The sequence below is a fragment of the Mesorhizobium sp. KR9-304 genome (assembly GCF_040049215.1).
Taxonomy (GTDB): Bacteria; Pseudomonadota; Alphaproteobacteria; order Rhizobiales; family Rhizobiaceae; genus Mesorhizobium_K.
Genome location: NZ_JBDZDN010000001.1, coordinates 369,403 through 394,338, shown reverse-complemented (window position 1 = coordinate 394,338; position 24,936 = coordinate 369,403). Strand labels below are relative to the sequence as shown.

The 24,936-nt window shown below is 65.3% G+C and carries 23 protein-coding genes; 13 read left to right on the top strand and 10 right to left on the bottom strand.

The features are described from left to right. Positions 1-103: 103 nt before the first annotated feature. From ABLE71_RS01935 to ABLE71_RS01925, 3 genes are all read left to right on the top strand, one after another. Positions 104-1,537 carry a glutamine synthetase family protein gene (locus tag ABLE71_RS01935; RefSeq protein ID WP_348781687.1) on the top strand — a complete coding sequence of 478 codons (1,434 nt, stop codon included), beginning with the start codon at positions 104-106 and terminating at the stop codon, positions 1,535-1,537. Between the two features lie 2 nt (positions 1,538-1,539). Beyond that, positions 1,540-2,826 (top strand): FAD-binding oxidoreductase, encoded by a 1,287-nt coding sequence (locus ABLE71_RS01930; RefSeq protein WP_348781686.1) that lies wholly within the window; start codon positions 1,540-1,542, stop codon positions 2,824-2,826. A 114-nt stretch (positions 2,827-2,940) separates the two neighbouring features. Continuing rightward, positions 2,941-3,918 carry a serine hydrolase gene (locus ABLE71_RS01925; RefSeq protein WP_348783632.1) on the top strand — a complete coding sequence of 326 codons (978 nt, stop codon included), beginning with the start codon at positions 2,941-2,943 and terminating at the stop codon, positions 3,916-3,918. Here the strand turns inward: ABLE71_RS01925 and ABLE71_RS01920 are convergent. The 6 genes from ABLE71_RS01920 to ABLE71_RS01895 form a co-directional block, all read right to left on the bottom strand. Beyond that, a complete protein-coding gene (locus tag ABLE71_RS01920; RefSeq protein WP_348781685.1) occupies positions 3,915-5,351 on the bottom strand; it encodes a hypothetical protein in 1,437 nt (478 codons plus the stop codon). The genes ABLE71_RS01925 and ABLE71_RS01920 overlap by 4 nt on opposite strands. Further along, positions 5,348-7,054, bottom strand: coding sequence for a CHAT domain-containing protein (locus ABLE71_RS01915; RefSeq protein WP_348781684.1), 1,707 nt, complete (start codon positions 7,052-7,054; stop codon positions 5,348-5,350). The genes ABLE71_RS01920 and ABLE71_RS01915 overlap by 4 nt, the downstream gene beginning before the upstream one ends. 88 nt (positions 7,055-7,142) lie before the next feature. Then, positions 7,143-7,448: a type II toxin-antitoxin system RelE/ParE family toxin gene (locus ABLE71_RS01910; RefSeq protein ID WP_348781683.1), complete on the bottom strand. Its 306-nt coding sequence runs from the start codon at positions 7,446-7,448 to the stop codon at positions 7,143-7,145. Next, the gene (locus tag ABLE71_RS01905; RefSeq protein WP_348781682.1) at positions 7,438-7,728 is read right to left on the bottom strand and encodes a type II toxin-antitoxin system ParD family antitoxin; all 291 of its coding nucleotides are present in this window, start codon (positions 7,726-7,728) and stop codon (positions 7,438-7,440) included. The genes ABLE71_RS01910 and ABLE71_RS01905 overlap by 11 nt, the downstream gene beginning before the upstream one ends. A gap of 64 nt (positions 7,729-7,792) precedes the next feature. Continuing rightward, positions 7,793-8,542 carry an SDR family oxidoreductase gene (locus tag ABLE71_RS01900; protein ID WP_348781681.1) on the bottom strand — a complete coding sequence of 250 codons (750 nt, stop codon included), beginning with the start codon at positions 8,540-8,542 and terminating at the stop codon, positions 7,793-7,795. A 65-nt stretch (positions 8,543-8,607) separates the two neighbouring features. Next, a complete protein-coding gene (locus ABLE71_RS01895) occupies positions 8,608-10,083 on the bottom strand; it encodes an aldehyde dehydrogenase family protein (protein WP_348781680.1) in 1,476 nt (491 codons plus the stop codon). 160 nt (positions 10,084-10,243) lie between these two features. Here ABLE71_RS01895 and zwf point away from each other — a divergent pair, with 160 nt between their 5' ends. The 3 genes from zwf to edd all read left to right on the top strand — a co-directional run bounded on the left by zwf (position 10,244) and on the right by edd (position 14,329). Further along, positions 10,244-11,716 (top strand): glucose-6-phosphate dehydrogenase, encoded by a 1,473-nt coding sequence (gene zwf, locus ABLE71_RS01890; RefSeq protein WP_348781679.1) that lies wholly within the window; start codon positions 10,244-10,246, stop codon positions 11,714-11,716. Between the two features lie 5 nt (positions 11,717-11,721). Then, positions 11,722-12,417, top strand: a complete 696-nt coding sequence (gene pgl / locus ABLE71_RS01885; protein ID WP_348781678.1) for a 6-phosphogluconolactonase — start codon at positions 11,722-11,724, stop codon at positions 12,415-12,417. Between the two features lie 88 nt (positions 12,418-12,505). After that, on the top strand, positions 12,506-14,329 hold the full coding sequence (gene edd, locus ABLE71_RS01880) for a phosphogluconate dehydratase (RefSeq protein WP_348781677.1): 1,824 nt from the start codon (positions 12,506-12,508) through the stop codon (positions 14,327-14,329). Positions 14,330-14,361: 32 nt separating this feature from the next. On the opposite strand, the gene ABLE71_RS01875 is transcribed toward edd, so the two are convergent. The 3 genes from ABLE71_RS01875 to aceA form a co-directional block, all read right to left on the bottom strand. Continuing rightward, on the bottom strand, positions 14,362-14,823 hold the full coding sequence (locus tag ABLE71_RS01875) for a response regulator (RefSeq protein WP_348781676.1): 462 nt from the start codon (positions 14,821-14,823) through the stop codon (positions 14,362-14,364). A 136-nt stretch (positions 14,824-14,959) separates the two neighbouring features. Next, complete coding sequence (locus ABLE71_RS01870) at positions 14,960-15,196, bottom strand: hypothetical protein (protein ID WP_348781675.1); 237 nt, start codon at positions 15,194-15,196, stop codon at positions 14,960-14,962. A 17-nt stretch (positions 15,197-15,213) separates the two neighbouring features. Then, on the bottom strand, positions 15,214-16,503 hold the full coding sequence (gene aceA, locus ABLE71_RS01865; RefSeq protein ID WP_348781674.1) for an isocitrate lyase: 1,290 nt from the start codon (positions 16,501-16,503) through the stop codon (positions 15,214-15,216). Between the two features lie 223 nt (positions 16,504-16,726). Here aceA and ABLE71_RS01860 point away from each other — a divergent pair, with 223 nt between their 5' ends. Together ABLE71_RS01860 and ABLE71_RS01855 are read left to right on the top strand one after the other, a co-directional pair. Continuing rightward, a complete protein-coding gene (locus tag ABLE71_RS01860) occupies positions 16,727-18,142 on the top strand; it encodes a short-chain fatty acyl-CoA regulator family protein (RefSeq protein ID WP_348781673.1) in 1,416 nt (471 codons plus the stop codon). An 85-nt stretch (positions 18,143-18,227) separates the two neighbouring features. Continuing rightward, a complete protein-coding gene (locus tag ABLE71_RS01855) occupies positions 18,228-18,713 on the top strand; it encodes a Crp/Fnr family transcriptional regulator (RefSeq protein WP_348781672.1) in 486 nt (161 codons plus the stop codon). On the opposite strand, the gene ABLE71_RS01850 is transcribed toward ABLE71_RS01855, so the two are convergent. Continuing rightward, a complete protein-coding gene (locus ABLE71_RS01850) occupies positions 18,673-19,479 on the bottom strand; it encodes a metallophosphoesterase (RefSeq protein ID WP_348781671.1) in 807 nt (268 codons plus the stop codon). The genes ABLE71_RS01855 and ABLE71_RS01850 overlap by 41 nt on opposite strands. Positions 19,480-19,721: 242 nt before the next feature. Here ABLE71_RS01850 and ABLE71_RS01845 point away from each other — a divergent pair, with 242 nt between their 5' ends. The 5 genes from ABLE71_RS01845 to ABLE71_RS01825 all read left to right on the top strand — a co-directional run bounded on the left by ABLE71_RS01845 (position 19,722) and on the right by ABLE71_RS01825 (position 24,924). Beyond that, complete coding sequence (locus ABLE71_RS01845; protein WP_348781670.1) at positions 19,722-20,675, top strand: DMT family transporter; 954 nt, start codon at positions 19,722-19,724, stop codon at positions 20,673-20,675. Positions 20,676-20,869: 194 nt separating this feature from the next. Next, positions 20,870-21,916: a polyamine ABC transporter substrate-binding protein gene (locus tag ABLE71_RS01840; RefSeq protein ID WP_348783631.1), complete on the top strand. Its 1,047-nt coding sequence runs from the start codon at positions 20,870-20,872 to the stop codon at positions 21,914-21,916. A gap of 73 nt (positions 21,917-21,989) precedes the next feature. Then, positions 21,990-23,129, top strand: a complete 1,140-nt coding sequence (locus ABLE71_RS01835) for an ABC transporter ATP-binding protein (RefSeq protein ID WP_348781669.1) — start codon at positions 21,990-21,992, stop codon at positions 23,127-23,129. Between the two features lie 8 nt (positions 23,130-23,137). Continuing rightward, positions 23,138-24,109: an ABC transporter permease subunit gene (locus tag ABLE71_RS01830; RefSeq protein ID WP_348781668.1), complete on the top strand. Its 972-nt coding sequence runs from the start codon at positions 23,138-23,140 to the stop codon at positions 24,107-24,109. Then, on the top strand, positions 24,106-24,924 hold the full coding sequence (locus ABLE71_RS01825; RefSeq protein ID WP_348781667.1) for an ABC transporter permease subunit: 819 nt from the start codon (positions 24,106-24,108) through the stop codon (positions 24,922-24,924). The genes ABLE71_RS01830 and ABLE71_RS01825 overlap by 4 nt, the downstream gene beginning before the upstream one ends. Positions 24,925-24,936: the final 12 nt, after the last annotated feature.

Sequence of the window (24,936 nt, the reverse complement as noted above, 5' to 3'; positions counted from 1 at the left end):
GTTGCCGCGATGTTAAGGTTAAGGCGTCTCCGGAGCATGCCCCTTCCCATTCTCGACGCCGCCCGGCTATAGTCGCAAATCCGCAACATCCAATCGGTGATTGATGCCGCCCGCAAAGAAGGAAGCCCGCCCCTCGAGCCGCACGGGGCGCGTGCGTACGCCCGCTTTCGTGAAGAATCACCGAGGGGTGAAGAACTGGAAGGAAGTCAGCGCCTGGCTCGAATGGCGGGGGATCGAGGACATCGAGTGCATCACGCCCGACCAGGCCGGCATCGCCCGCGGCAAGATGATGCCGTCGAAGAAATTCACGTCGAACACCTCGCTGGCGCTGCCGTCCGCGGTCTTCATGACCACGATTTCGGGCGGCTATCCGGAAGACGGCAACGGCTTCCACTATCCCGAGGACGACGGCGACCTGAAGCTGATGCCCGACCTGGCGACGCTGTCGGTGGTGCCGTGGGAAACCGACCCCACCGCGCAGGTGATCTGCGACCTTGTGCATCAGGACGGGCGCTCGGTGGAGTTCACGCCGCGCAACGTGCTGAAGCGTGTGCTCGCCGCCTATGATAAGCGGGGGCTGCGTCCCGTGGTGGCGCCCGAGATCGAGTTCTACCTGGTGCGCAAGAATCCCGATCCGGATTATCCGCTGACGCCGCCCGTCGGTCGCTCCGGCCGGCCGATCGGCGGCGGCGCCGGCTATTCCATCGCCGGCGTCAACGAGTTCGACGAACTGATCGACGACATCTACCATTTCTCCGAGGCGCAGGGTCTCGAGATCGACACGCTGATCCATGAGGAGGGCGCGGGCCAGCTGGAGATCAACCTGCGCCATGGCGACCCGGTCGAACTCGCCGACCAGGTGTTCCTGTTCAAGCGAACCATCCGCGAGGCGGCGCTGAAACACGAGACCTACGCGACGTTCATGGCGAAACCGATGCAGGGCCAGCCGGGCTCGGCCATGCACATCCACCAGTCGGTCATCAACACCAGGACTGGCCGCAACCTGTTCTCCAACGAAGATGGCAGCGAGTCGGAAGCGTTTTTCCACTTCATCGGCGGCATGCAGAAGCATGTGCCCAACGCGCTGGTCATGTTCGCGCCCTATGTGAATTCCTACCGCCGTCTGACCCAGGCGGCGTCGGCCCCGGTCAACAACAAATGGGGCTACGACAACCGGACGACGGCATTCCGCGTGCCGCGTTCGGATCCGGCCGGGCGGCGCGTCGAGAACCGCATCCCTTCTTCCGACGCCAATCCCTACCTGGCGCTCGCCGCTTCGCTCGCCAGCGGCCTGATCGGCCTGACCAGAAAGCTGAAGCCGGACGCGGCGATCACCGGAACGGCCAACGAGGCCGAGATCGACCTGCCGCGCGGGCTGCTCGAGGCGGTCGACATCTTCGAGGCGGACGTGGATTTGCGCGAGATGCTCGGCGAAGCATTCGTCGCGACCTACGCGGCGATCAAGCGGGCGGAGTTCGAGACCTTCATGGAAGTGATCAGCCCGTGGGAACGTGAATTTCTCCTTCTGAATGTGTGATCATGAAATACCAATCGCCTATTTCCCCGGGGTACTCCTGGTATGAGGATACAGCCGGCACAAGACCTGACTATCCGGCGCTCGACGGCGACCTGACCACGGATGTCGTGATCGTCGGCGGCGGCTTCACCGGGCTTTCGGCGGCCACCCATCTCGCGAAAGCCGGAACCAGCGTCGCGCTGATCGAAGCGCATCGCATCGGCGACGGCGCGTCGGGACGCAATGGCGGCCAGCTCGGCACCGGCCAGCGGGCGGGCGCCGAGGAACTGGAGAAGGAGTTCGGCTTCGCCCGCGCCAAGGCGCTGTTCGACGTTGCCGAGGAGGCGAAGGCGCATCTCCTGGAATTCGCCGCGGCGAACAAGATCGAAATCGACTTCCGCCCCGGCCATCTCAACGTATGCCACCGCGCCAGGGACCTGCCCGAATATGTCGAGCATGCCGAGGCGATGACGACGCGCTTCAACTATCCTGACATCGCCTACATGGATGCCGCCGAAACGCATGAGCGCATGGGATCGGATCACTATTACGGCGGCGTGCGCGACACCGGCACCGGCCACATCCATCCGCTGAAGCTTGTCATCGGGACCGCGCGGGTCGCGGCCGAAAGCGGTGCGAAGATCTTCGAGAACACCAGGTCGACCGGCATTTCAACCAATGGCGGCAAGGTGACGGTGACCACGCCGAAGGGCACGATATCAGCGAAAAAATGCCTGATCGCCGTGAATTCCTATGGCGGCGATCTCGAACCGCAGACCGCCTCGCACGTCATGCCGATCGGCTCCTTCATCGGCGCCACCGTGCCGCTCGGCGACGACAGCCCGGTTCTGCCGGGCGGCGAGTCGGTATCGGATTCGCGCTTCGTGGTGCGTTATTTCCGCCGCGCTAAAACCGGCGAGCTTCTGTTCGGCGGCCGCGAGATCTACGCGCCCGGCGATCCCCGCGACATCCACATTCACATCCGCCGGCAGATCGCCGAGATCTATCCGGCGCTCAAGGATGTCGAGATCACCCACGCTTGGGGCGGTTATGTTGGCATCACGCTGCCGAGAAAGCCGTTCGTCCGCGAGGTCATGCCGGGCGTCATCTCGGCCGGCGGCTATTCCGGCCACGGGGTGATGCTGTCCAACTTCATGGGCAAGCTCTACGCCGAGTCGGTCTCCGGCAACCGCGACCGGCTGAAGCTCTTCGAGGAACTGAAGATACCGCCGTTCCCGGGCGGCCGCCGCTTGCGCGCGCCGCTGCTTTTCCTCGCGCTCAACTGGTACGCGCTCAGGGACAGGTTCTGAGGCTCTGCGCCGTCACAACCGCGTGAGCCCTGCATTTCGTCCGATGTTTCGCCACGCGCGGGCGCTATCTGGAGGCCGATGAAAAGACGGACCCTGCTTGCCGCGAGCCTTCTGATGCCTGTCTTCGGGCATCCCTCGGTTGCCTTCGCGCAGGAGACGCCCGCGACCGCGCTGGATTTCGTGCTCGACAGGGCCAACGAGCTCGGGCCGCTGCGCTGCGTGATCGTTTCGCTCGATGGCGGGGTCGTCGCCGCGCGAGGCTACCATGGCGGTTCGCCGGATCAGGCCACCAACATCAAGTCGGCCTCCAAGTCGATCGTCTCCGCGCTTGTCGGCATCGCCATCGAGAAAGGCGTGATCGAGGGCGTCGACCAGAAGGTCGCGCCGATCCTGGCTCGCGACCTGCCCGAAAATCCCGACCCGCGCATCAACGACATCACCATCGGCAACCTGCTGTCCATGCAGGCCGGGCTCGGCCGCACGTCCGGTCCGAACTACGGGCGCTGGGTGTCGAGCGAGAACTGGGTGCGGGCAGCCCTTGCCCAACCCTTCGACGGCGATCCCGGCGGCGCGATGCTCTATTCGACGGGCTCGACGCATCTGCTTTCGGCGATCCTGACGCGCGCGGGCGGGCGCTCGACTCGCGAGCTCGCGCGGGACTGGCTGGGCCCGGTGGAAGGCTTTTCCATCGGCGCCTGGGACCGCGATCCGCAGGGCGTCTATGTCGGCGGCAACCAGATGGCGATGACGCCGCGCTCGCTGCTGGCGTTCGGCGAGCTCTACCGAAACGGCGGCAGGAACCAGGCCGGCGAGCAGGTGGTGCCGGAGGGCTGGATCGCCGAATCCTGGCGCGTGCGCACCAACTCGATCTACAGCGGCGACGGCTACGGCTATGGCTGGTTCTCACGCCGGATCGCCGGGCAGGATGTCCACTATGCCTGGGGTTTCGGCGGCCAGATGCTCTACATCGCGCCTGATCTCGGGCTGACGGTGGTGATGACCTCGCTGTCGGACGACCCGTCTGCTCAGAGCGGGCACCGCGACGACCTGCACGCGCTGCTCGCCGAGATCATCGGGGCGGTCGGGGACTAATTCTTCGTCGCCTCGGCGGCGGCGTATTCGCCGGCGATCAGCATCTCGAGAAATTGCCGGCGATCCCTGCGGCTTGCCTGCTGGCCGGTGTCGTAGCCGGCCATTGCCTTCTGGCGATCGCGAAAGACGTCGAAGCCCCGCCGGGCGAGCGGCAGGACGGTCTCGTTCGACGATTGCGTCTGGACGGCCGTCTTGGTGGCGGTGGCGTAGATGAATTCAACCATCTGCTGGTCGTCGCCTGCGGCTTGCGCCGCCTTTTCCGCGAGACGGACAAGTTCGGCACCCTCGGTTTCGGCAGTGGGGGTCCCGAATGCCGCTGCCAGCCGCACGATGCCTACATACATGCGTGCCAGCGCCGCGTTCAGTTCATCGCCGGATTCGACCGCCGCGACCTCGCTGCGGCGCATGATCTCCTCGGCCTCGGCGTAGTTCTTCGCCTGGAAAGCCAAGGTCGAACGCTGCGACAGGAGCGAAAAACGACGCACAGGCGTCGTCGCGAAGGGTTCAGAGGAATCGATCGCTGCCGCGCAGAGGTCCCACGCGCCGATTGCCTGGGCCACCGACGACAGATAGCTGAACACATGCCAGGCGTTCGTGGACGACTTCTCGTCGTTGAGCACCTCGGCGCGCAGGACGGCCTTCGACTTGCCGTCCCAGGGCTCTTGCGAAAGCAGGTCGGCGGCGCGGCGCAGGGCGACGAGCGACAGATCGTGGCGACCTTCCTGGAAATAGGCGACGCCGAGCACGAGATGGGTGCGGGCGTTCAGGTAGTCGACGTCGATCTGACGCATGCCAGTGTCTGCCGGAAGCAGTGCGCGAGAGGCGAGCGTGATCGCGGTGCGGGTGTCTTGCGCGTTGAGCGCATCCTGCGCCTTGTCGAGCAAGTCGGTTGCGAGTTCGACGGCGGCAGGCAACTTCGTGTCGACGCCGGGTTGCGTACCGGCCTGTTCGGCCCAGCCTTTCGCGACGGCTTCGAGATCGCGCCGCGCCTTGTCGCCAAAACGTTCGCCCAACCAGAGCGCGGTGATGGCCACGGACTCGACGGCCTGGCTGTATTGGCCAAGGTCGGCCAGCGCATAGGCGCGCGAAACGAGCAGCGAGTTCTTGACGTCGTCGTCGGGCTCGTTGGCGTCGGTCAGCAGCGCGAGGCCCTCGTCCGCGAGCTGCAGGGCAAAGGAGGGGTCGCCGTCAAAACGTGCGGTATCGGAATACATCGCATAGACGATGGCGAACCGCGGCGACAGGCGGCCGTCGTGGCGCGCGTCGCGAAGGGCCTTGCTGAACAGCGCGCGCACTTCCGCGTAGCTGTCGTTCTTCGCATAGGTCTCGGAGGCCTGCACCGCGAGGTCGTAAGGGTCGATATGGTCGGCGAGCGCGGTCGAGGCCATGGCGTGCGTCGTCAGCAGGACGGCGGCGAGGATGCGTCGTCTCAATAGCCGCCCTCCCCGACGATGACGAAGGGCGCCCAGGCCGAGGGATGCGCCAGCGTCGGATCGCGCTCGTCGTTCATGACGCCGAGCATCGCCTGCCTCAGCGCCTCGGAGCGGCGTACCCTGTCCTTGCCGAGCGCCGCGAGCGTGTCGGTGGTGAGCCGCGCGGCGGCGTCGTCGCGCACCGGCCAGTGGGAAACGAGGATGGCGCGGGCGCCGGCATAGAGGAAGGCGCGGGCGAGGCCGGACAGGCCTTCGGCGTCCGGGCGGCCATCGCCGCCGGCCGTGTTGCACGCCGACAGGATCACCCAGTCGGCGGAGAGTTTCAGGTCGGCGACTTCGGAGGCGGTCAGGAGACCGTCGTCGTCGACCGATGCGGTCTCGGGCGGCGTCAGGACGAGGGCCGGCTCTGCCAGGCCCTGGAGGTCGCCGGAAAGCAGGCCGTGGGTCGCGAAGGCCAGCACATCGACCGAGGAGAGGTCGGCCTGTTTGACCGTCGCCTCGCTGGCGCGCGGGCCGAGATAAAGAGCGTCCTCGCCCATGCCGAGCACGGATGCCAGCTTGCGCAACTCCGGCCCCGTCTGCGGCAGCGGGGCAAGGTCGCGCACGGCCTCGACATCGGCAAGACTGCCGCGGAAGAAGCTTTGACCGCCGGCGGAGGCGACCATCACCTTCTGACCGCCGAGCACGGGAGCGCCGAAGCCGGCGAAGGGCACACGCTCCGCACTGCCGCGCACCGGCGGATATTTGCGGATCACGTTCAAACTGTTCACCGAAGGAAGCGTGGTGAAGGCATGGCGCTTCATCAGCCAGTCGGTCTTGCGCAGTGCGTCCGGGTCGGTGTCCTCGCCGCCCGTGTCGGAGGCGACGAGCACGGAAAGCGGCAGCCCGGCCAGCGGGCCGTCGCCGACGAAGAAGACATGTTTTGTGGACCTAAGCACGCGCTCGACGGGCTGGATCAGCTCGAAATAGAGCACGCGCGCCAGCGTGCGGTCGAAGGCCGGCACGCGCGGGCCGTCGGCACTCTGGACAAGCGAGACCGCGCCCCGCGTGGACGCGTTGGGGTCGAGCTGGCTGCGCAGCTTGGCGATGTCGTCGGCGAGGAGCCCGGCGCCGTAGACGGTCCGGTTCCAGACGCTGTCCGTCTTGCTGATCGCCCAGACGAAGATGTGGTCGCGGCCCGCGAGTGCAAGGAGCAGGCTCTCGTCGTCCTCGAGCAGCGCCTGCACTTCGGCGATGCTGAGGGGGGCGGGACTGGCGAGGTCGCTGTAGCGCGGGAAGGCGGCGAGCAGCCGGGCATCGAGTTCGCCGATCTCGGAGCGCAGCGAAGCGATCTCCCCGCGCAGCCGCACCATGCGGTTCTCGCCGCCCTCGGTTTCCGTCACCCCAGACAGCGCCTGCTCATTGGTCTCCACGAGGGCGATCAGGTCCTGCCGTTGGCGCACGAGCGCGCCAAGCTCGGGAGAGCCGGCGGCTGCACGCAGGCCCAGTTGCTGCAGGGCGTTGCCGGCGGAGGAAAGCTGCGCCCACTGCGCCGCCTCGAAGGCGGTCTCCATGGGACTGGCAGGCGCCGGCGGGTCGGACGTTGCGGCCAGCACCTGCTGCGGCTCGGCTGCGTTGGCGGCTGTGCCGAAATAGACGACCGCGGCGGCGACAGCCGCAGCGCAAACACAACCTTTGAGACGAGTGAAAAACCGCCCTGACATTCCGCCCCGACGGCCTCAGCCGTCCCTTGCTCGCCCACTCCATGAAATGCGATTTCAGCCGCATTGTGGCGGTGGCTCGCGAGCGCCGTCAATCCTTGCCGAGCGCAGCGTCGAGGTCGCGGCCGCCGTAGAGGATACGGTCGAATGTGACCCGGTCGCGATCGACGTGAAACGCGATCGAGACACGCCGTTCGAATCCTACGACACGCAAGCCGGGCAACAGGTCGTCGCGGTTCAGGCCTCGGTCCGGGAAGTCGGCAAAGGAGAGGCAATAGGCCTCAATGCGCTCGACATAGCTTAGCGCTGTCGCCTCGCCGGAATGGTCGGAGATGTAAAGATAAAGCTGTACAAGGTCATCCTGTGCCTCCGGCGAGAAGGCGATCTCATGCGCCACGCCGGCCTGCCTTCAGCCGCTGCTGGTGGAGTGATCTTATCTTGTCGAAAACCTGTTTCGCCGGAACGCCGCGTTCAGGGTCGGTGCGCATGGCAATCGCAACCGGAACGACTTCCTCGCGCAACCAGCGCTCCACGGCTACGTCACGCTCCTGCAGCGCGCGCAGTCCGGCACGAATGACCTCACTGCTGGTCGCGTAGGTCCCGGATGAAACCAGCTTGTCGATATAGTCCGCCTGTTCGCCAGGCAGGCTAAATGTACGTTTTTGGATTGCGCCCATGACTCAGTATCCCGACTTTCTCCCATGGTATGATAAATTCACACCGACGGCCAGCCACCCGGCGTCAAATACACCTGCCCCCATCCACCTCCAGCGCCACGCCCGTGATGAAATCCGCCTCGTCGGAGACCAGCCAGAGCGCCGCATTGGCGATGTCGAGCGGTTGCGACAGACGCCCGAGCGGGATCGAGGCGCGGAATTTGTCGCGCATCTCCGGCGTGTCTTCGCCCATGAATTTTGCCAGCATTCCGGTCTCGCCGGCGACCGGGCACAGACAGTTGACGCGGATGTTCTTCGGCGCCAACTCGACCGCCATCGACTTGGTGGCGGTGATCGCCCAGCCCTTCGAGGCGTTGTACCAGGTCAGCCCCGGACGCGGCCGCAAGCCCGCCGTCGATGCCGTGGTCAGGATCGAGCCGCCGCCCTGGCGCTCCATGATAGGCACCACCGCGAGCGCGGCATGGTAGATCGCCTTCATGTTGACGGCGGTGATGAGGTCGAAAGTCGCTTCGTCGACATCAAGCATGTCGCCGTTCCGGTGCGTGTATCCCGCATTGTTGACCATGATGTCGATGCGGCCGAAGGCGCTTTTCGCGGCATAGACCATCTCGTCGACCTGCGCGCGGCTCGAGACGTCGGTGGTGACCGATATCGCGGCCTCGCCGATCTCCTTCGCCACGCGCTCCGCGCCCTTGGGATTGAGGTCGGCGACTACCACCTTCGCGCCTTCTTCGGCGAAGCGTTTCGCCATGCCTTCGCCGAACCCCGACGCCGCGCCGGTGACGATGGCGACCTTGCCTTTCAGACGGCTCATATATCGGCTCTTCGGAGGAGAACAGGACAGAGGGGCGCGTGAAGGGGCAAGGGCATCTGCAAACTTCACCCGTGATTGAACACAATAGTCTTTGTCGCGCTCATGTCATAGAGCGCCTCGAATCCCTTCTCGCGGCCGTGGCCGGAGCGCTTGAATCCGCCGAAGGGAAGCTCGACGCCGCCGCCCGCTCCGTAGCCGTTGACGAAGACCTGGCCTGCTCGCACACGCTTGGCGACGCGGTGCTGGCGCGCGCCGTCCTTGGTCCAGACACCGGCGACGAGCCCGTAGTCGGTCGAGTTGGCGAGCCGGATGGCATCCTCCTCGGTATTGAAGGAAAACAGCGACAGGACCGGACCGAAAACCTCTTCCTGCGCGATCTGTGCGCCGGACGGCACATGACCGAAAAGCGCCGGCGCGAAATACCAGCCGCCGGAAGGCGCGTCGGGATGGATCGAGCCGCGCGCCAGCACCGGGATGCCGGCCTTCTCAGCCGCCTCGACCATGCCTGACACCCGCGCCTTCTGCTTCGGGTTGATGAGCGCGCCGAGATCGAGATTGGCGTCATGCGGTCCGGCGACGAGTTTCGAGAAGCGCTCCGCGATCCCCTGCGCGACCCGGTCGTAGACGGCTGCCTCGATCAGGATGCGGCTGCCGGCCGAGCAGGTCTGGCCGCCGTTCTGGATCACGGCATTGACGAGAACCGGCAGTGCGGCCTCGATGTAGGCGTCGGCAAAGACGATCTGCGGCGACTTGCCGCCGAGTTCCATGGTGACGCCGCGATTGTTGATGGCGGCGGCCTGCTGGATCGCCGTGCCGGTCGGCGGCGAGCCGGTGAAGGTGACGTAGTCGACTTGCGGGTGCGCCGATAGCGCCGCCCCGGCTTCGCGCCCGTAGCCGGTGATCACGTTGAATACGCCGGGAGGAAAGCCGGCCTCCAGCGCAAGCTCGGCGATGCGGATGGCGGTCAGCGAAGCATCCTCGGCGGGCTTCACCACCAGCGTGTTGCCCATGGCGAGCGCGGCGCCGGCGACGCGCGCCAGAATCTGCAGCGGATAGTTCCACGGCAGAATGCCAGCGACGACGCCATGCGGCTCGCGCAGCGTCAGCGCGGTATAGCCTTCGAGGAAGGGGATGGTGTCGCCGTGGATCTTGTCGCCGGCGCCGCCGTAGAACTCGTAATAGCGCATCGCCGCCGCCACATCGGCTCGGCCTTGCCTGAGCGGCTTGCCGGTATCGCGCGATTCGAGCGCGGCGAGTTCGTCGGCGTTGGCTTCGACCAGATGGCACAGCTTCGTCAGCAGCCGTCCGCGCTCGAAGGCCGGCATCCTCGACCATGGACCCTCGTCGAAGGCACGGCGGGCGGCCCTTGCGGCGCGGTCGACATCCGCTTCGCCGGAAGCCGGAATCGACGCAAAAACCTTTCCATCGGATGGGCACACGACATCGATGCGTTCGCCCGACAGCGAGTCGACGGGGTTGCCGTCCACGACCTGCATAAAAGCGCGGCCTTCGGCGATTTTGCTCGAAAGATGTGCACCCATGCCCGATTCTCCCTTTGAATTCTGTCACAGGCAGGCTCTATGGTGCCACCGCAAACCGATACGGACCAGTGGCCTGTGACACCTTGGCGCCGGTTACGCTACTGGTGATTCTAAATCGATTAGATTAAAGTGCTGCACTGCGGCATGAAGTGGACAGAAGATGACCAGCCAGATCATTCCGGTCGAACCATTCGACTTCATCATTTTCGGGGGCACGGGCGACCTCGCCGAGCGCAAGCTGCTGCCCGCGCTGTACCACCGCCAGCGCGACCACCAGTTCTGCGAGCCGACGCGCATCATCGGCACCTCGCGCTCCAAGCTGACCGACGAGGAATTCAAGGAGTTCGCCCGCAAGGCGATCAAGGAGCACGTTCAGAAGGAATATATCGATAAGGCCGAGTTCGAGAAGTTCATCGGCCGGCTGAGCTACGTTCCCGCCGACGCGACCACTGGCTCGGGCTTCGATGCGCTGAAGAAGGCGATCGGCAACAGCAAGACGATCCGCGCTTTCTATCTCGCCGTCACGCCGGCGCTGTTCGGCGACATCGCCGCGCAGTTGAAGAAGCATGAGATGATCACCCCGGATTCCCGCATAGTGGTCGAGAAGCCGATCGGCCGCAGCCTTGCTTCGGCCAAGGCGCTGAACGACCAGATCGGCGGCGTCTTCGGCGAGCACCAGATATTCCGCATCGACCACTATCTTGGCAAGGAGACGGTGCAGAACCTGATGGCGCTGCGCTTCGCCAATGCGCTCTACGAGCCGCTGTGGAACTCGGCGCATATCGACCATGTTCAGATCACGGTTGCCGAGACGGTCGGGCTGGAGGACCGCGTCACCTATTACGATACCGCCGGCGCGCTGCGCGACATGGTGCAGAACCACATCCTGCAGCTGCTCTGCCTCGTCGCCATGGAGCCGCCGTCCTCGATGGACGCCAATGCCGTACGCGACGAAAAGTTGAAGGTGCTGCGCTCGCTGAAGCGCATCAACGGCCAGGAAGCGCCCAAGTCGACGGTGCGCGGCCAGTACCGTGCCGGCGCGTCCGCCGGCGGCGCGGTCAAAGGCTACCTCGACGAGCTCGGCAAGAAGGACAGCACGACCGAGACCTTCGTCGCGGTGAAGGCCGAGATCGGCAACTGGCGCTGGGCGGGCGTGCCCTTCTACATCAGGACCGGCAAGCGTCTGGCGACACGCGTCTCCGAGATCGTCATCGAATTCAAGCCGGTGCCCTACAACATCTTCGGCGAAAGCGCCGGCAACGTGTCGCCCAACCAGCTCGTCATCCGCCTGCAGCCGGACGAGGGCGTGAAACAGTACATTATGATCAAGGATCCGGGTCCGGGCGGCATGCGGCTGAGGCAGATCCCGCTCGACATGAGTTTCGCCCAGAGCTTCGACGGCCGCTCGCCGGACGCCTATGAGCGGCTGATCATGGACGTCATCCGCGGCAACCAGACGCTGTTCATGCGCCGCGACGAGGTCGAGGCGGCATGGACCTGGGTCGATCCTATCCTCAACGCCTGGGCCGAAAGCCGCCAGGAAGTGCAGGGCTATACGGCCGGCACTTGGGGACCGTCGGCCTCGATCGCGCTCATCGAGCGGGACGGCCGCACCTGGCACGAGAGCAACTGACCGGCATGCCCATCGCTCACCAATGGCATGTCTTCGCCAGCCGTCCCGAACTGGCCCAGGCCTTGGCGAAGACGATCGCGGGAAAACTCTCCGCCGCTAATGCCACGCGGGGCGCCGGTTTCATCGCCGTCTCGGGCGGTTCGACCCCGGCGCTGCTCTTCGCGGAACTTTCCAGTGCCGCGATCGATTGGAAGAAAGTGATCGTCACGCTGATCGACGAGCGGCTGGTGCCGGCGACCTCACCGCGCTCGAACGCCAAGCTGGTCGCCGACAGGCTGCTGCAGGGGCCGGCATCCGCGGCGACCTTCGTGCCGCTCTACCATGGCACGGAGGATGGTGAGGAAGCCGCGGCGCTCGCAAGGACGGCGCTCGGCAAGCTGCCCTGGCCGCTCGACGTCGCCGTGCTCGGCATGGGCGGTGACGGGCACACCGCGTCGTTCTTCCCCGACGCGCCGAACCTGGCGGAACTGCTTGCCGCTGATGCAGGCGATCTGGTTCTTCCGGTCGAAGCGGCGAGCGCCGGCGAGCACCGGCTGACGCTGACGCTCGGCAAGATCGCCGAGGCTGGCTTCACGGCGCTCCACATCGAGGGGCCGGACAAACGCCAGGTGCTTGATCGGGCGCTGGCCGGCGAGAAGCTGCCGATCCGCGCCGCGATGGAGGCGGCGTCGCGGCCGGTGGAAATTTTCTGGGCCGAATAGGCCCGTTTGAAGGGCTGCTCACAGGCCCGGTTTGCGCATGCGGCGGGAAGGCCCTCCCACTTTCCAGCCCGTGCCGGAAGGACGACCGATGACGGCAAGAAAAGACATAGAGGCGATCACAGACAGAATCCGCGAGCGATCGAGGCCGGGACGCGAACTCTACCTCGACCGCGTCGAAAAAGCGGCCGGGCGCACCGCCAACCGGGCAACGCTTTCGTGCGGCAACCTCGCGCACGGCTTTGCCGTTTGCAGCCCGTCGGAGAAGATCGCGCTCGGCGGCGACCGGGTGCCGAACCTCGGCATCATCACCTCCTACAACGACATGCTGTCGGCGCATCAGCCGTTCGAGACATTTCCGAACCTCATCAAGCAAGCCGCCCGCGAGGCGGGCGGTATCGCCCAGGTCGCCGGCGCCGTGCCCGCCATGTGCGACGGCGTCACGCAGGGCCAGCCCGGCATGGAGCTGTCGCTCTTCTCGCGCGACGTCATCGCCATGGCGACTGCGATCGGTCTGTCGCACAACATGTTCGACGCCGCCGTCTATCTTGGCGTCTGCGACAAGATCGTGCCGGGGCTGGTGATCGCCGCGCTCACCTTCGGCCATTTGCCGGCGGTGTTCATCCCGGCCGGGCCGATGACCACAGGCATTCCGAACGACGAGAAGGCGAAAATCCGGCAGCTCTATGCCGAAGGCAAGGTCGGGCGCGCCGAGCTGCTGGAGGCCGAGTCGCGATCCTATCACGGGCCGGGCACCTGCACCTTCTACGGCACCGCGAATTCCAACCAGATGTTGATGGAGATCATGGGCCTGCACACGCCCGGCGCCTCCTTCATCAACCCCGGCACGCCGCTGCGCGACGCGCTGACGAGGGAGGCGGCCAAGCGCGCGCTGGCGATCACCCAACTCGGCAACGCCTATACGCCGGCCGGCAAGATGATCGACGAGCGCTCGGTGGTGAACGGCATCGTCGGGCTGCACGCCACCGGCGGCTCGACCAATCATACGATCCACCTGATCGCCATGGCGCATGCGGCGGGGATCGCGATCACCTGGCAGGATATTTCCGATTTGTCCGAAGCCGTGCCGCTGCTGGCGCGCGTCTACCCGAACGGGCTCGCCGACGTGAACCATTTCCATGCCGCAGGTGGGCTCGGCTTCCTGATCCGCGAGCTGCTCGACGCAGGCCTGCTGCACGAGGACGTGCAGACGGTGTGGGGCGAGGGGCTGCGCCCCTACGCCATCGAGGCCAAGCTCGGCGCGGACGGAAGCGTCGTGCGCGAGCCGGCGCCCCAAAAGAGCGGCGACGAGAAGGTGCTGGCGCCGTTCCTTAGGGCGTTCCAGCCGACCGGTGGCCTGAAGGTTCTGTCCGGCAACCTCGGCCATGCGATCATCAAGACGTCCGCAGTCAAGCCGGAGCGTCGCGTCATCGAGGCGCCCGCCATCGTGCTCGACAGCCAGGAGGCGCTGAACGCGGCCTTCAAGGCCGGCGAACTCGACCGCGACTTCGTGGCGGTCATCCGCTTCCAGGGACCCAAGGCCAACGGCATGCCGGAACTGCACCGCCTGACCACCGTGCTCGGCGTGCTACAGGACCGCGGGCACAAGGTCGCGCTGGTCACCGACGGGCGCATGTCGGGCGCCTCCGGCAAGGTGCCGGCGGCCATCCACGTGACGCCGGAGGCGCTGGAGGGCGGGCCGATCGGCCGGCTGCATGACGGCGACCTCATCAGGCTCGACGCCGAGGCCGGCACGCTGGAGGTACTTGTGTCCGACGAGGAGCTTGCCGGGCGGCCGGTGAGTTCTCCCGACCTGTCGGGCAACGAACACGGCTTCGGACGCGATTTGTTCGCCGGCTTTCGCGAATTGGCGGGCCGCGCGGATCAGGGAGCGAGCGTCTTCGGTTTCGCCTGACCGCGCGCGACGGAGCGGACCGACGGAAACCGCTACTTCCGCGCCTTGCCCACCAGCCTGTCCACCACGGGCTGAAGCTGTTCGGTGGTGAACGGTTTCGTCACCACCGCATCGACGGAGCCGCCGAGCGCGATGCTTGCATCGTCGCCGGTTCGGTTGGACAGCAGGATAACGGCCGGCAGCTTTCTGTCCGACACGCGGCGCAGCGCCATCAGGCCGGGGGCGACGCTGTCGCAATCCTTGTTGTCCGGCCCGCCGTCGAGGATGACGAGCCCGGGGAACATGAGCGGCAATATGCGCACTGCGCCGACCGGCGTTTCGCTGATCGGCTTCAGGCCGGACCGCTCGACGATCCTGGCCACCACGATCCGGTTGATCTGCGAACTGCCCACGACAAGCACGCGGGAAAGGTCCGGCGCCAGCCCGTGTGCCGCATCCCGGTCGGCAAAATTCCTGTCCTGATCGAAACCGGGCTCGACCCTTGCTGCCGTCATGACGTCGCGGATGTCCTGAGTTAAAGATGCCCGCGCGCATTGCCCGCGGGCGCCGAAACTCTAGATCGGCCATCGAGGGAACGCCAGAAGGAGCATTGTGTTCCCCCGCAAGGTCACGGACTTGCCGCCGGAGCGCTCATCCCTGCTGCGTAACCACCACCGGGATCAGCAGATCGCCCCAATTGCCGTTGCCGCCGTGGTGCCTGGCCGAGCGGACGAGCTCGACCGACACGCCGGCTTCCACCGCCTGCATCACAGCCTGGTTCAGCCGGTGCAAATCGTTGGCGAGGATGCGGATCGCCGCCTGCTGGTCCGTGTTCATCGCCGAGGCCTGGTCCTCGGCGCGCTGCTTGACTTGCGGTTTGACGTTCATGGTTCTTCTCCCTGAAGTTACTCCGCCGCGGGGCGGAACTGTTCGTGTTCGGTCGATTCATGCATGGCGGTGGTCGACGACTGCCCGCCGGTGATGGCCATCGACACCGCGTCGAAATAGCCGGTGCCGACTTCGCGCTGATGTTTCGTCGCCGTGTAGCCGTTGGCTTCGGCTGCGAACTCCGCCTGCTGCAGCTCGGAATAGGCTGCCATCTGACGGTCCTTGTAGCCGCGCGCCAGTTCGAACATGCCGAAGTTCAACTGATGGAAGCCGGCGAGCGTGATGAACTGGAACTTGTAGCCCATCGCGCCGAGTTCGCGCTGGAACTTGGCGATCGTCGCGTCGTCGAGGTTCTTCTTCCAGTTGAACGACGGCGAGCAATTGTAGGCGAGCTTCTTGCCCGGATGCGCCTTGTGCACGGCTTCCGCGAACTTCCTGGCCTGGGCGAGGTCCGGCTTGCCGGTCTCCATCCAGATCAGGTCGCAATGCGGCGCATAGGCGATGGCGCGCGCGATGCACGGCTCGATGCCGTTGCGCACCTGGTAGAAGCCTTCCGCGGTGCGGCCGGCGTCATAGTCGACGAACGGCTTGTCGTTCTCGTCGATGTCCGACGTCAGCAGCTTGGCGGCCTCCGCATCCGTGCGCGCCACGATCAGCGTCGGCGTGCCCATCACGTCGGCGGCGAGTCTAGCTGCGTTGAGGTTGCGGATGTGGGCCGCCGTCGGGATCAACACCTTGCCGCCAAGGTGGCCGCACTTTTTCTCCGAAGCGAGCTGGTCTTCGAAGTGGACACCTGCCGCGCCCGCCTCGATGAAGGCCTTCATGATCTCGAAGGCGTTGAGCGGACCGCCGAAGCCGGCCTCGGCGTCGGCGACGATCGGCGCGAACCAGGTCTCGACCGAAAGGCCGTTGCCTTCCGAGACCTCGATCTGGTCGGCGCGCTGCAGCGTCCTGTTGATGCGACGGACAAGCTCGGGTGCTGCGTTGGCCGGATAGAGCGACTGGTCGGGATACATGGCGCCTGCCGTGTTGGCGTCGGCAGCGACCTGCCAGCCCGACAGGTAGATGGCCTTCAGCCCGGCGCGCACCTGCTGCATCGCCTGGTTGCCGGTGACGGCCCCGAGCGCATTCACGAAATCCTCGCTGTGGATGAGCTTCCACAGCCGGTTCGCGCCGTTTTCGGCCAGCGTATGGCGGATTTGCACCGAGCCGCGCAGGCGCTTCACGTCCTCCTGGGAATAAGGCCGCTCGATGCCCTCGAAACGGCCCTGCGGCGCGGAGGGGACAAGGTTGTAAAAATCAGTCATAACTGGCTCCTGCTATCGCGTGACACTGCTCTGGGGAGTCGGATCGCTCCTCAAACGATGTGACTTCATTTACAAAAATGACTCGTAAAGGCGAGCGATGACTTGCGAATTGCCGAAAAATAAGCGAAAACTGGTATCTGGTTTGACAAGTTAAGGCTGTCAAAATGTAAATTTTGTAAAGAGACATTTGGGAACGCGATGCCGCCCATCGGAACCTGCGGTCATGGCTGAGCAAAAAATCTTCGCGGGGCCGCGCATCCGCCGCCTGCGCATGGAGCGGGGCCTCACCCAGACCGCCATGGCGGAGGGGCTCGGCATCTCGCCCTCCTACCTGAACCTCATAGAGCGCAACCAGCGTCCGATCACCGTCCAGCTCATCCTCAAGCTTGCCGCCACCTACCGCATCGATCCGGGCGAGCTGCAGGGCGAGACCCGCAGCTCTGTAGCGGCCCTGAAGGAGGTGTTTTCCGATCCGCTGCTGGTGGGCGAGTTGCCCGGCGACCAGGAGCTGATCGACCTCGCCGAGACCGCGCCCAACGCCTCGACGGCGATGCTCAAGCTCTTCCGCGCCTATCGCGAGCAGGCCGAACGCCTGTCCGATCTCAACGCGCTGCTGGCCGGCGAGGGCAGGGCGACGACATTGTCCGCCGCGCGCCTGCCGGTCGACGAGGTGCGCGAGGTTTTCGAGCGCCGTCCCTGGCATTTCGCCGGCATCGAGGAAGCGGCCGAAGCTTTCGCGGCGGCGCTCGATTCCGGCGACGATCTCTTCGCCGCGCTGAAGGCCTGGCTCAGAAGGGAGCACGGCATATCGGTCCGGCCGCTGCCGGCGGTGACGATGCCCAACTGGCGTCGCCGCTACGACCGTCACTCCCAGCGCCTTTTCCTCTCCGAGCGCCTCTCTCGCGTCGACCAACTGCGCGAGGTCGCGATGGAGGCCTGCCTGATCCGCATGCGCGAGGTGCTCGCCGAGGAGGTCGCGGGGCTGAAGCTTTCCTCGGACGAGGCGCGCCGGCTCGCCCGCTTCGAACTCGCCCGCTACGCCTCGCTTGCGCTGATGCTGCCCTATGCACCCTTCCACCAGGTGGCAAGCCGCGCTCGCTATGACATCGCCGTGCTCGCCGCCCGCTTCGGCGTCTCCTTCGAGCAGGCCGCAACCCGGCTGGTCGCGCTGCAGCGCGCCGGCGCGGTTGGCGTGCCCTTCTTCCTGATGGAGATCGACAGCGCGGGCAACCGTCTGCGCCGTCTCGGCGCGCAGGGTTTTCCGCACGCGGCTTTTGGCGGCGGTTGCCCTAAGCTTGCCGTTCACGATGCTTTCGCAGAACCCGGGCGTGTGCTCGCCGAAGCAGTGGAGATGCCTGATGGCGCGGCCTTCCTCTGCATCGTTCGCACGGTCGACGGGCCTGAGGGGGGCTTCGGCGAGCGTCCGCGCCGCACGGCGCTGCTTCTCGCCTGCGACATGTCCCTGCGCGACCAGACCGTCTACGGCGCGGCGCTGCCGTCGGCGCCGCCAACTCCCGTCGGCCCTGCATGCCGGCTCTGCGAACGCGCCGGCTGCCTCGCCCGCGCCGAGCCGCCGGTCACTCGCCCGCTCGGCCTCGACGAGATGGTGACGGGCTTGAGCGCCTTCGATTTTCAGTAAGCCGGCGGCACGATGACGGATTGCGGTATTTGCTGCATGTGCGAAGATGACGGCTTCGCGACAGCATTCCCCTGGCAGGAAAAGCATGCAGTCCGTCCTCGCGCGCTACGATGAGAACCGGAAGGTCGACCTTCCGGCTGGCGCCGTTCTCGTGTCCGAAGGGGAACGGTCGGGGCGCCTCTATGTCTTGTCCGAAGGGGTGATCGAGGTTGTCCGCGGCGACACACGTGTGGCCATCATCCGCGAGCCCGGTTCCTTCTTCGGCGAAATGTCCGTCCTGCTCGACGTGCCGCATACGGCGACCGTACGCGCGCTGTCGCCCGCGAGCGTCTACGCTTTCGACGATGCGGAAGAGTTTTTGAGATCCGACCCCGAAATCGCCCTGATCGTCGCCCGATTGCTGGCGCAGCGGCTGAACGCGGCCACCACCTATCTTGTAGATCTCAGGCGCCAGTATGCCGGACAGGGCAACCATCTCGGCATGGTGAGCGAAGTGCTCGCCAGCCTGCTCTATCAGCCCGACAGCGATTTCAAGCCGGGGTCCGATAGGCACCCGACTCCGGCAGTGTAAGCCAGGCGGGAAGCGCCGAAAGTGGCGCGATCGGCCGCTCCAGGGGGCGGTCAAGCCGGATGGACTGGACGCCTGCCGCCGAAAGCCAGACCGCCTCCTGCTCGTCGGTATCGATGACGATGTGCGTCGGTGGCGCGCCGAACTGGTGTCCGGCATTGAACACCCAGGTCTCGCCGATCTTGTCGACCCATGAGCCGCCCTTGGCGAAGGGCGATTGATGCACATGTCCGGAGAAGACGATGTCTGGCTTGAATTTGGCGATCCACTCTGCCAGCGGTGCATCGCCCGTATAGCGATGGCCGTCCCAGCTTGTCGGCGATTTGTCAGGCGGCGCATGATGTATCCAGAACCAATGCGCCGGCCGTTTTGCCGCGTCGGCGGCGAGTTGCTCGGCGACGCGAGCCTGCACCAGTGGGCCGTCCCACCACGGGCAGACCGTGAAAAGCGTATCGCCGCAGGCAAGTGACTGCCCGTCGGAGAGCACGTCCATGTGCCGCAGATTGGTGATCCAGCCTGCCACTTTCTCGCCGGACTGATCTCGAGAATCGAGGTCGTGGTTTCCTGAACAGGCGATCAGCTTCACCTTGCCGCGCAACAGCTCGAGATACTTCCGAACAACGACGGTTTGCGCCCGCCAGTCGACCAGAGAGCTGAGGTCGAGGAGATCGCCCGCGATGATGACGGCATCGAAATGCTCGGCTACCTGGATGACCCAGTCATATTGCGGCAGCGCATAGTGAAGGTCAGCAACGACGAGACATCTCATCCGACCTCCCTCGGCTGGCCGCGATCCGTCCGGCTGGCTGGAACCCCAAGCGATCATAGTCTGCCCGGCCAGTCGCTGGCAAACCGGTTCCGGCGTTATCCCGCCCCTGGGTTCAACAGCGTGCCACAACCGTCGCTTTCGGCTGGATCACGCAGGAATCCCCACAATGCTCTACGCGATTTCCGAACTGCTGCGTCGCTGGGCGAGTATCGCCCCGCCGGAAAATCGCCGACAACAGAGCCATGATCGACGCCGACGCCGCCTCGACCGACAGTCCGCCGCAGGTGTCGCGGCGCGATGAGCGTTTAGGCTTCCTGCTCGTCTTTCTGTCTGCCCTGTTCTGGAGCTTCGGCGGCGCCATCGCGCGCTTCATAGAAACGCCGGACGACTGGACGATCGTGTTCTGGCGCTCGTTGTGGGCCTCGCTGTTCGTGCTCGGTTTCATGCTGGTGAGGGATGGAGCGCGCGGGACCGCCAGTCTTTTCCGCGACATGGGCCTGCCAGGCATGGCGGTCGCCCTGTGCTTCGCCATCGCGTCGTCATGCTTCGTCATCGCCATAGCGCACACCACGGTCGCCAACGTGGTTCTGATGCAGGCCGGCGTGCCGCTGATCGCCGCGCTGATGGCCTTCCTGCTCTTTCGGGAAAAAGTCTCGCCCGCCACCTGGGCAGCGATCGCCGCCGTCATCTGCGGCGTGGCCATCATGGTCTCCGAATCCTTCGACGGCAGCGTTTCGCCGATCGGCGACGGCCTGGCGCTGCTGATCGCGTTCGCCTTCTCGACGGCCACCGTCATCACACGGCGCTTCTCGCATGTGCGCATGACACCCGCCACTTGCCTGGGCACCGTCATTGCCGGGACCTTCGCCGCCACGCAGGCTGGAAGCCTCGCGGTCAGCGGTCACGACATGGCCTGGCTGTTTGCTTTCGGCGCGTTGAACCTCGGCCTCGGCCTTGCCTGCTTCGCCATGGGTGCCCGGTTGATACCGGCCGCGTTCGCAGCACTTCTGGGCACGTTCGAAACGCTGCTTGCGCCAGTCTGGGTCTGGCTGGTTCACGGCGAGATACCGTCGGCCCGCACGATAGTCGGCGGAGCCGTCATCTTCACCGCGCTGCTCGTCCACATCGGGCTCGAATTCCAGCGCATGTCGCGGCCGCAGCGCGCCGGCGTGACCGGGTTGCCCTCGCCCAATTGACGCCGCGTCCGCCCGTCGCGCCGAAATCAAACTTGTCGCGGCTCCAAAAGGTTACTAGGCTTCGATCCGATAGCTCGCCGGGGCGTTGCGGAGGAGAGGCGGCCGGCAGGCGCAAAAAACGAAAAAAGTAAGGGGAATTTGCCATGATCGAAAAACTCTTCCGGCTGTCGGCGGCCACCGCCGTCGCCGTGACGATGGCCTCCGCCGCCTGGGCTCAGGAGCGCGTCGTCAACGTCTACAACTGGTCCGACTATATCGATCAGTCGATCATCGAGGATTTCACCAAGGAGACCGGCATCAAGGTCATCTACGACGTCTTCGATTCCAACGAAATTCTGGAGACCAAGCTTCTCGCCGGCGGCAGCGGCTACGACATCGTGGTCCCGACCAGCAACTTCCTCGTCCGCCAGATCGCGGTCGGCGTCTATCAGAAGCTCGACAAGTCCAAGCTCCCCAATATCTCCAACATGTGGGACGTCGTCACCGAGCGGGTCGCCAAATACGATCCGGGCAACGAATATTCCATCAACTATATGTGGGGCACCGTCGGCATCGGCTACAATCAGAAGAAGGTGCAGGAAGCGCTGGGCATCGACAAGATCGACAGCTGGGATGTTTTCTTCAATCCCGAAAAGCTGGCCAAGCTCGCCGACTGCGGCGTCTACGTGCTGGATTCGCCGACCGACATCATTCCGACGACGCTCAAATATCTCGGCCTGAACCCCGAGAGCACTTCGGCCGAGGACTTCGCCAAGGCCGAGGAGACCTTGCTGAAGATCCGGCCCTACATCCGCAAGTTCCACTCGTCCGAATACATCAACGCCCTCGCCAACGGCGACATCTGCCTGGCGATCGGCTGGTCGGGCGACGTCTTCCAGGCGCGCGACCGCGCAGCCGAGGCCGACCAGGGCGTCATCGTCGACTACGTCATTCCCAAGGAAGGCGCCGAGATGTGGTTCGATCAGATGGCGATTCCCGCCGACGCCCAGCATGTCGAGGAGGCGCACGAATTCCTCAACTACATGATGAAGCCGGAAGTCGCCGCCAAGGCCACCAACTACGTCTACTTCCCGAACGGCAACAAGGCGTCTCAGCAGTTCATCGAGAAAGAGATCATGGACGATCCGGCGATCTATCCCGACGAGGCGACCCTGGCCGGGCTTTTCACGGTGTCGCCCTACGATCCCAAGGTCCAGCGCACGGTGACGCGCACCTGGACCAAGATCGTCACCGGTCAATGACGTTTCAAGGAAAGCCCCGGCAAGCCGGGGCTTTCCTGCTTCTGGCGTGGACAACCGACAGGCAGGAGAGCCTATGAAGTCGCTCGGCAGCATCAGGAGAGAGTTCGCCCCGTGGAATGATCCTTCCGCGAAGCCGTATATTTCCTTCGAGAACGTCACCAAACGCTTCGGCGACTTCACCGCCGTCAACGACCTTTCCCTGTCGATCTACGAGAAGGAATTCTTCGCCCTTCTGGGCGCATCCGGATGCGGCAAGTCGACGCTGCTGAGGATGCTCGCCGGCTTCGACGAGCCGACGTCGGGCCGCATCATGCTCGACGGGCAGGACATGCGCGGCATTCCGCCCTACCGGCGTCCGGTCAACATGATGTTCCAGTCCTACGCGCTGTTCCCGCACATGACGGTCGAGGCCAACATCGCCTTCGGCCTGAAGCAGGAAGGCATGGCCAAGCCCGACATCGAGGCGCGGGTCAAGGAGATGCTGCGCCTGGTCAAGCTGGAGCAGTTCGCCAAGCGCAAGCCGCATCAGCTCTCCGGCGGCCAGCGCCAGCGCGTGGCGCTCGCCCGGTCCGTCGCCAAGCGCCCGAAGGTGCTGCTGCTCGACGAGCCGCTCGGCGCGCTCGACAAGAAGCTGCGCGAGGAGACGCAGTTCGAGTTGATGGACCTGCAGCAGTCGCTCGGCCTGACCTTCGTCGTCGTCACCCACGACCAGGAAGAGGCCATGACGATGGCCGACCGCATCGCGATCCTCGACAAGGGCCAGGTGATGCAGGTGGCGACGCCGGCCGAGATCTACGAGGCGCCTGCCTCGCGTTTCGTCGCCGGTTTCGTCGGCAACGTGAACATGTTCGAAGGCAAGGTGGCGGCGCGCGACGCCAACACAGCCCGCATCACCGGCGCCAGCGGTGCGGAGATCGTCGTCGAGAACGCCGGCGATGCCGCCGCGGGCAATGCCGTCGCCTTCGCCGTGCGTCCGGAGAAGATCAAGGTCTCGTCGCGCCGGCCCGAGGGCGCCGCGAACGCGATGGAAGGGGAGGTGTTCGACCTCGCCTATCTCGGCGACATGACCGTCTACCACGTAAAACTTTCCGACGGTCAGGTCGTGAAGGCGAGCGCGCTCAACTCCTCCCGCCTGACCGACGACCCGCTCACCTGGAACGACCGCGCCTGGATATCCTTCCAGCCCGACGCCGGCGTCGTCCTGACGCGATAGGGACAAAGATGGCCGACGCAGCCGTTTCCCTCCCTGCCGGCGCCAGCGCCGCCGCCGTGCCGTCCGCCGTGTCGCGCGGCCTGCGGGCATTGGTGAGCCGCCTTGTCATCATCGTGCCCTATCTGTGGCTGCTCGTCTTCTTCCTTGCGCCCTTCGTCATCGTCTTCAAGATCTCGCTGTCGATGACGGCGATCGCCATGCCGCCCTATACGCCCGCTTTCGACTTAGGCGGGGGCTTGAGCGGGCTATGGTCGCAGATCCGCGAGCTCAACTTCGAGAACTATCTCTGGCTCACCGACGACCCGCTCTACTTCAACGCCTATGTGTCGAGCCTCTGGATCGCCGGAGTGTCGACGCTGCTCGCGCTCATCGTCGGCTACCCGATCGCCTACGGCATGGCGCGCGCGCCGGCCTCGCTGCGGCCGACGCTGCTGATGCTGGTCATCCTGCCTTTCTGGACCTCGTTCCTGATCCGCGTCTATGCCTGGATCGGCATCCTCAAGCCCGAGGGGCTGCTCAACCAGCTTTTGCTCGGCATGAACGTCATCGACACGCCGCTGCTCATCATGAATACCCATACGGCGATCTTCATCGGCATCGTCTATTCCTATCTGCCGTTCATGATCCTGCCGCTCTATTCGTCGCTGGAGAAGATGGATTATTCGCTGATCGAGGCCGCGCAGGACCTCGGCTGTCCGCCGGCCACCGCCTTCTGGAAGATCACCTTTCCGCTGTCGCTGCCCGGCGTCATCGCCGGCTGCATGCTGGTCTTCATCCCGGCCGTCGGCGAGTTCGTCATTCCCGATCTGCTCGGCGGCTCGCAGACGCTGATGATCGGCAAGACGCTGTGGAACGAGTTCTTCGCCAACCGCGACTGGCCGGTGTCCTCGGCGGTCGCCGTCATCCTACTGCTTCTGCTGATCGTTCCGATCATGATCTTCCAGTCGGCGCAGGCGCGCGCCCAGGAGCAGTCGCGATGAATGCCTCCTGGAGCCGCTTCAACATAGCATCGGTCGTGCTTGGCTTCGCCTTCCTCTACCTGCCCATTGTCCTGCTGGTGATCTTCTCCTTCAACGAGTCGCGGCTGGTCACCGTGTGGGGCGGTTTCTCGACCAAATGGTACGGGGAACTGTTCCGCAACGAGGGACTGATGGACGCCGCCTGGGTCACGCTGCGCGTCGGCGTCATTTCGGCGACGGTGGCCACCGTTCTCGGCACGATGGCGGCGCTGACGCTCACCCGCTACACGCGCTTTCGCGGCCGCATCCTCTTCTCCGGCATGGTGTTCGCGCCGCTGGTCATGCCCGAAGTGATCACCGGCCTGTCGCTGCTTCTGCTCTTCGTCGCCATCGGGCTCGACCGCGGCTTCCTGACCGTCACGCTGGCGCACATCACCTTCTCCATGTGCTTCGTCGCCGTCGTCGTGCAGTCGCGGCTGATGAGCTTCGACCGCTCGCTGGAAGAGGCGGCGATGGACCTCGGCGCTCCGCCGGTCAAGACCTTCTTCCAGGTCACCCTGCCGGTCATCGCGCCGGCGATCGTTTCGGGCTGGATGCTCGCCTTCACGCTCTCGCTCGACGACCTGGTGATCGCGAGCTTCGCCTCCGGTCCGGGCGCCACCACGCTGCCGATGAAGATCTACAGCCAGGTCCGCCTCGGCGTGACGCCCGAGATCAACGCCGCCTGCACGCTGATGATCGCCATCGTCGCGGCCGGCGTCATCGCCGCCTCGATCGCCAACAAGCGCCGCGAGGTCCAGCGCCAGCGCGACGAGCAGGCCGCCCAGCGCGGGTAGCGGCGGGACGGA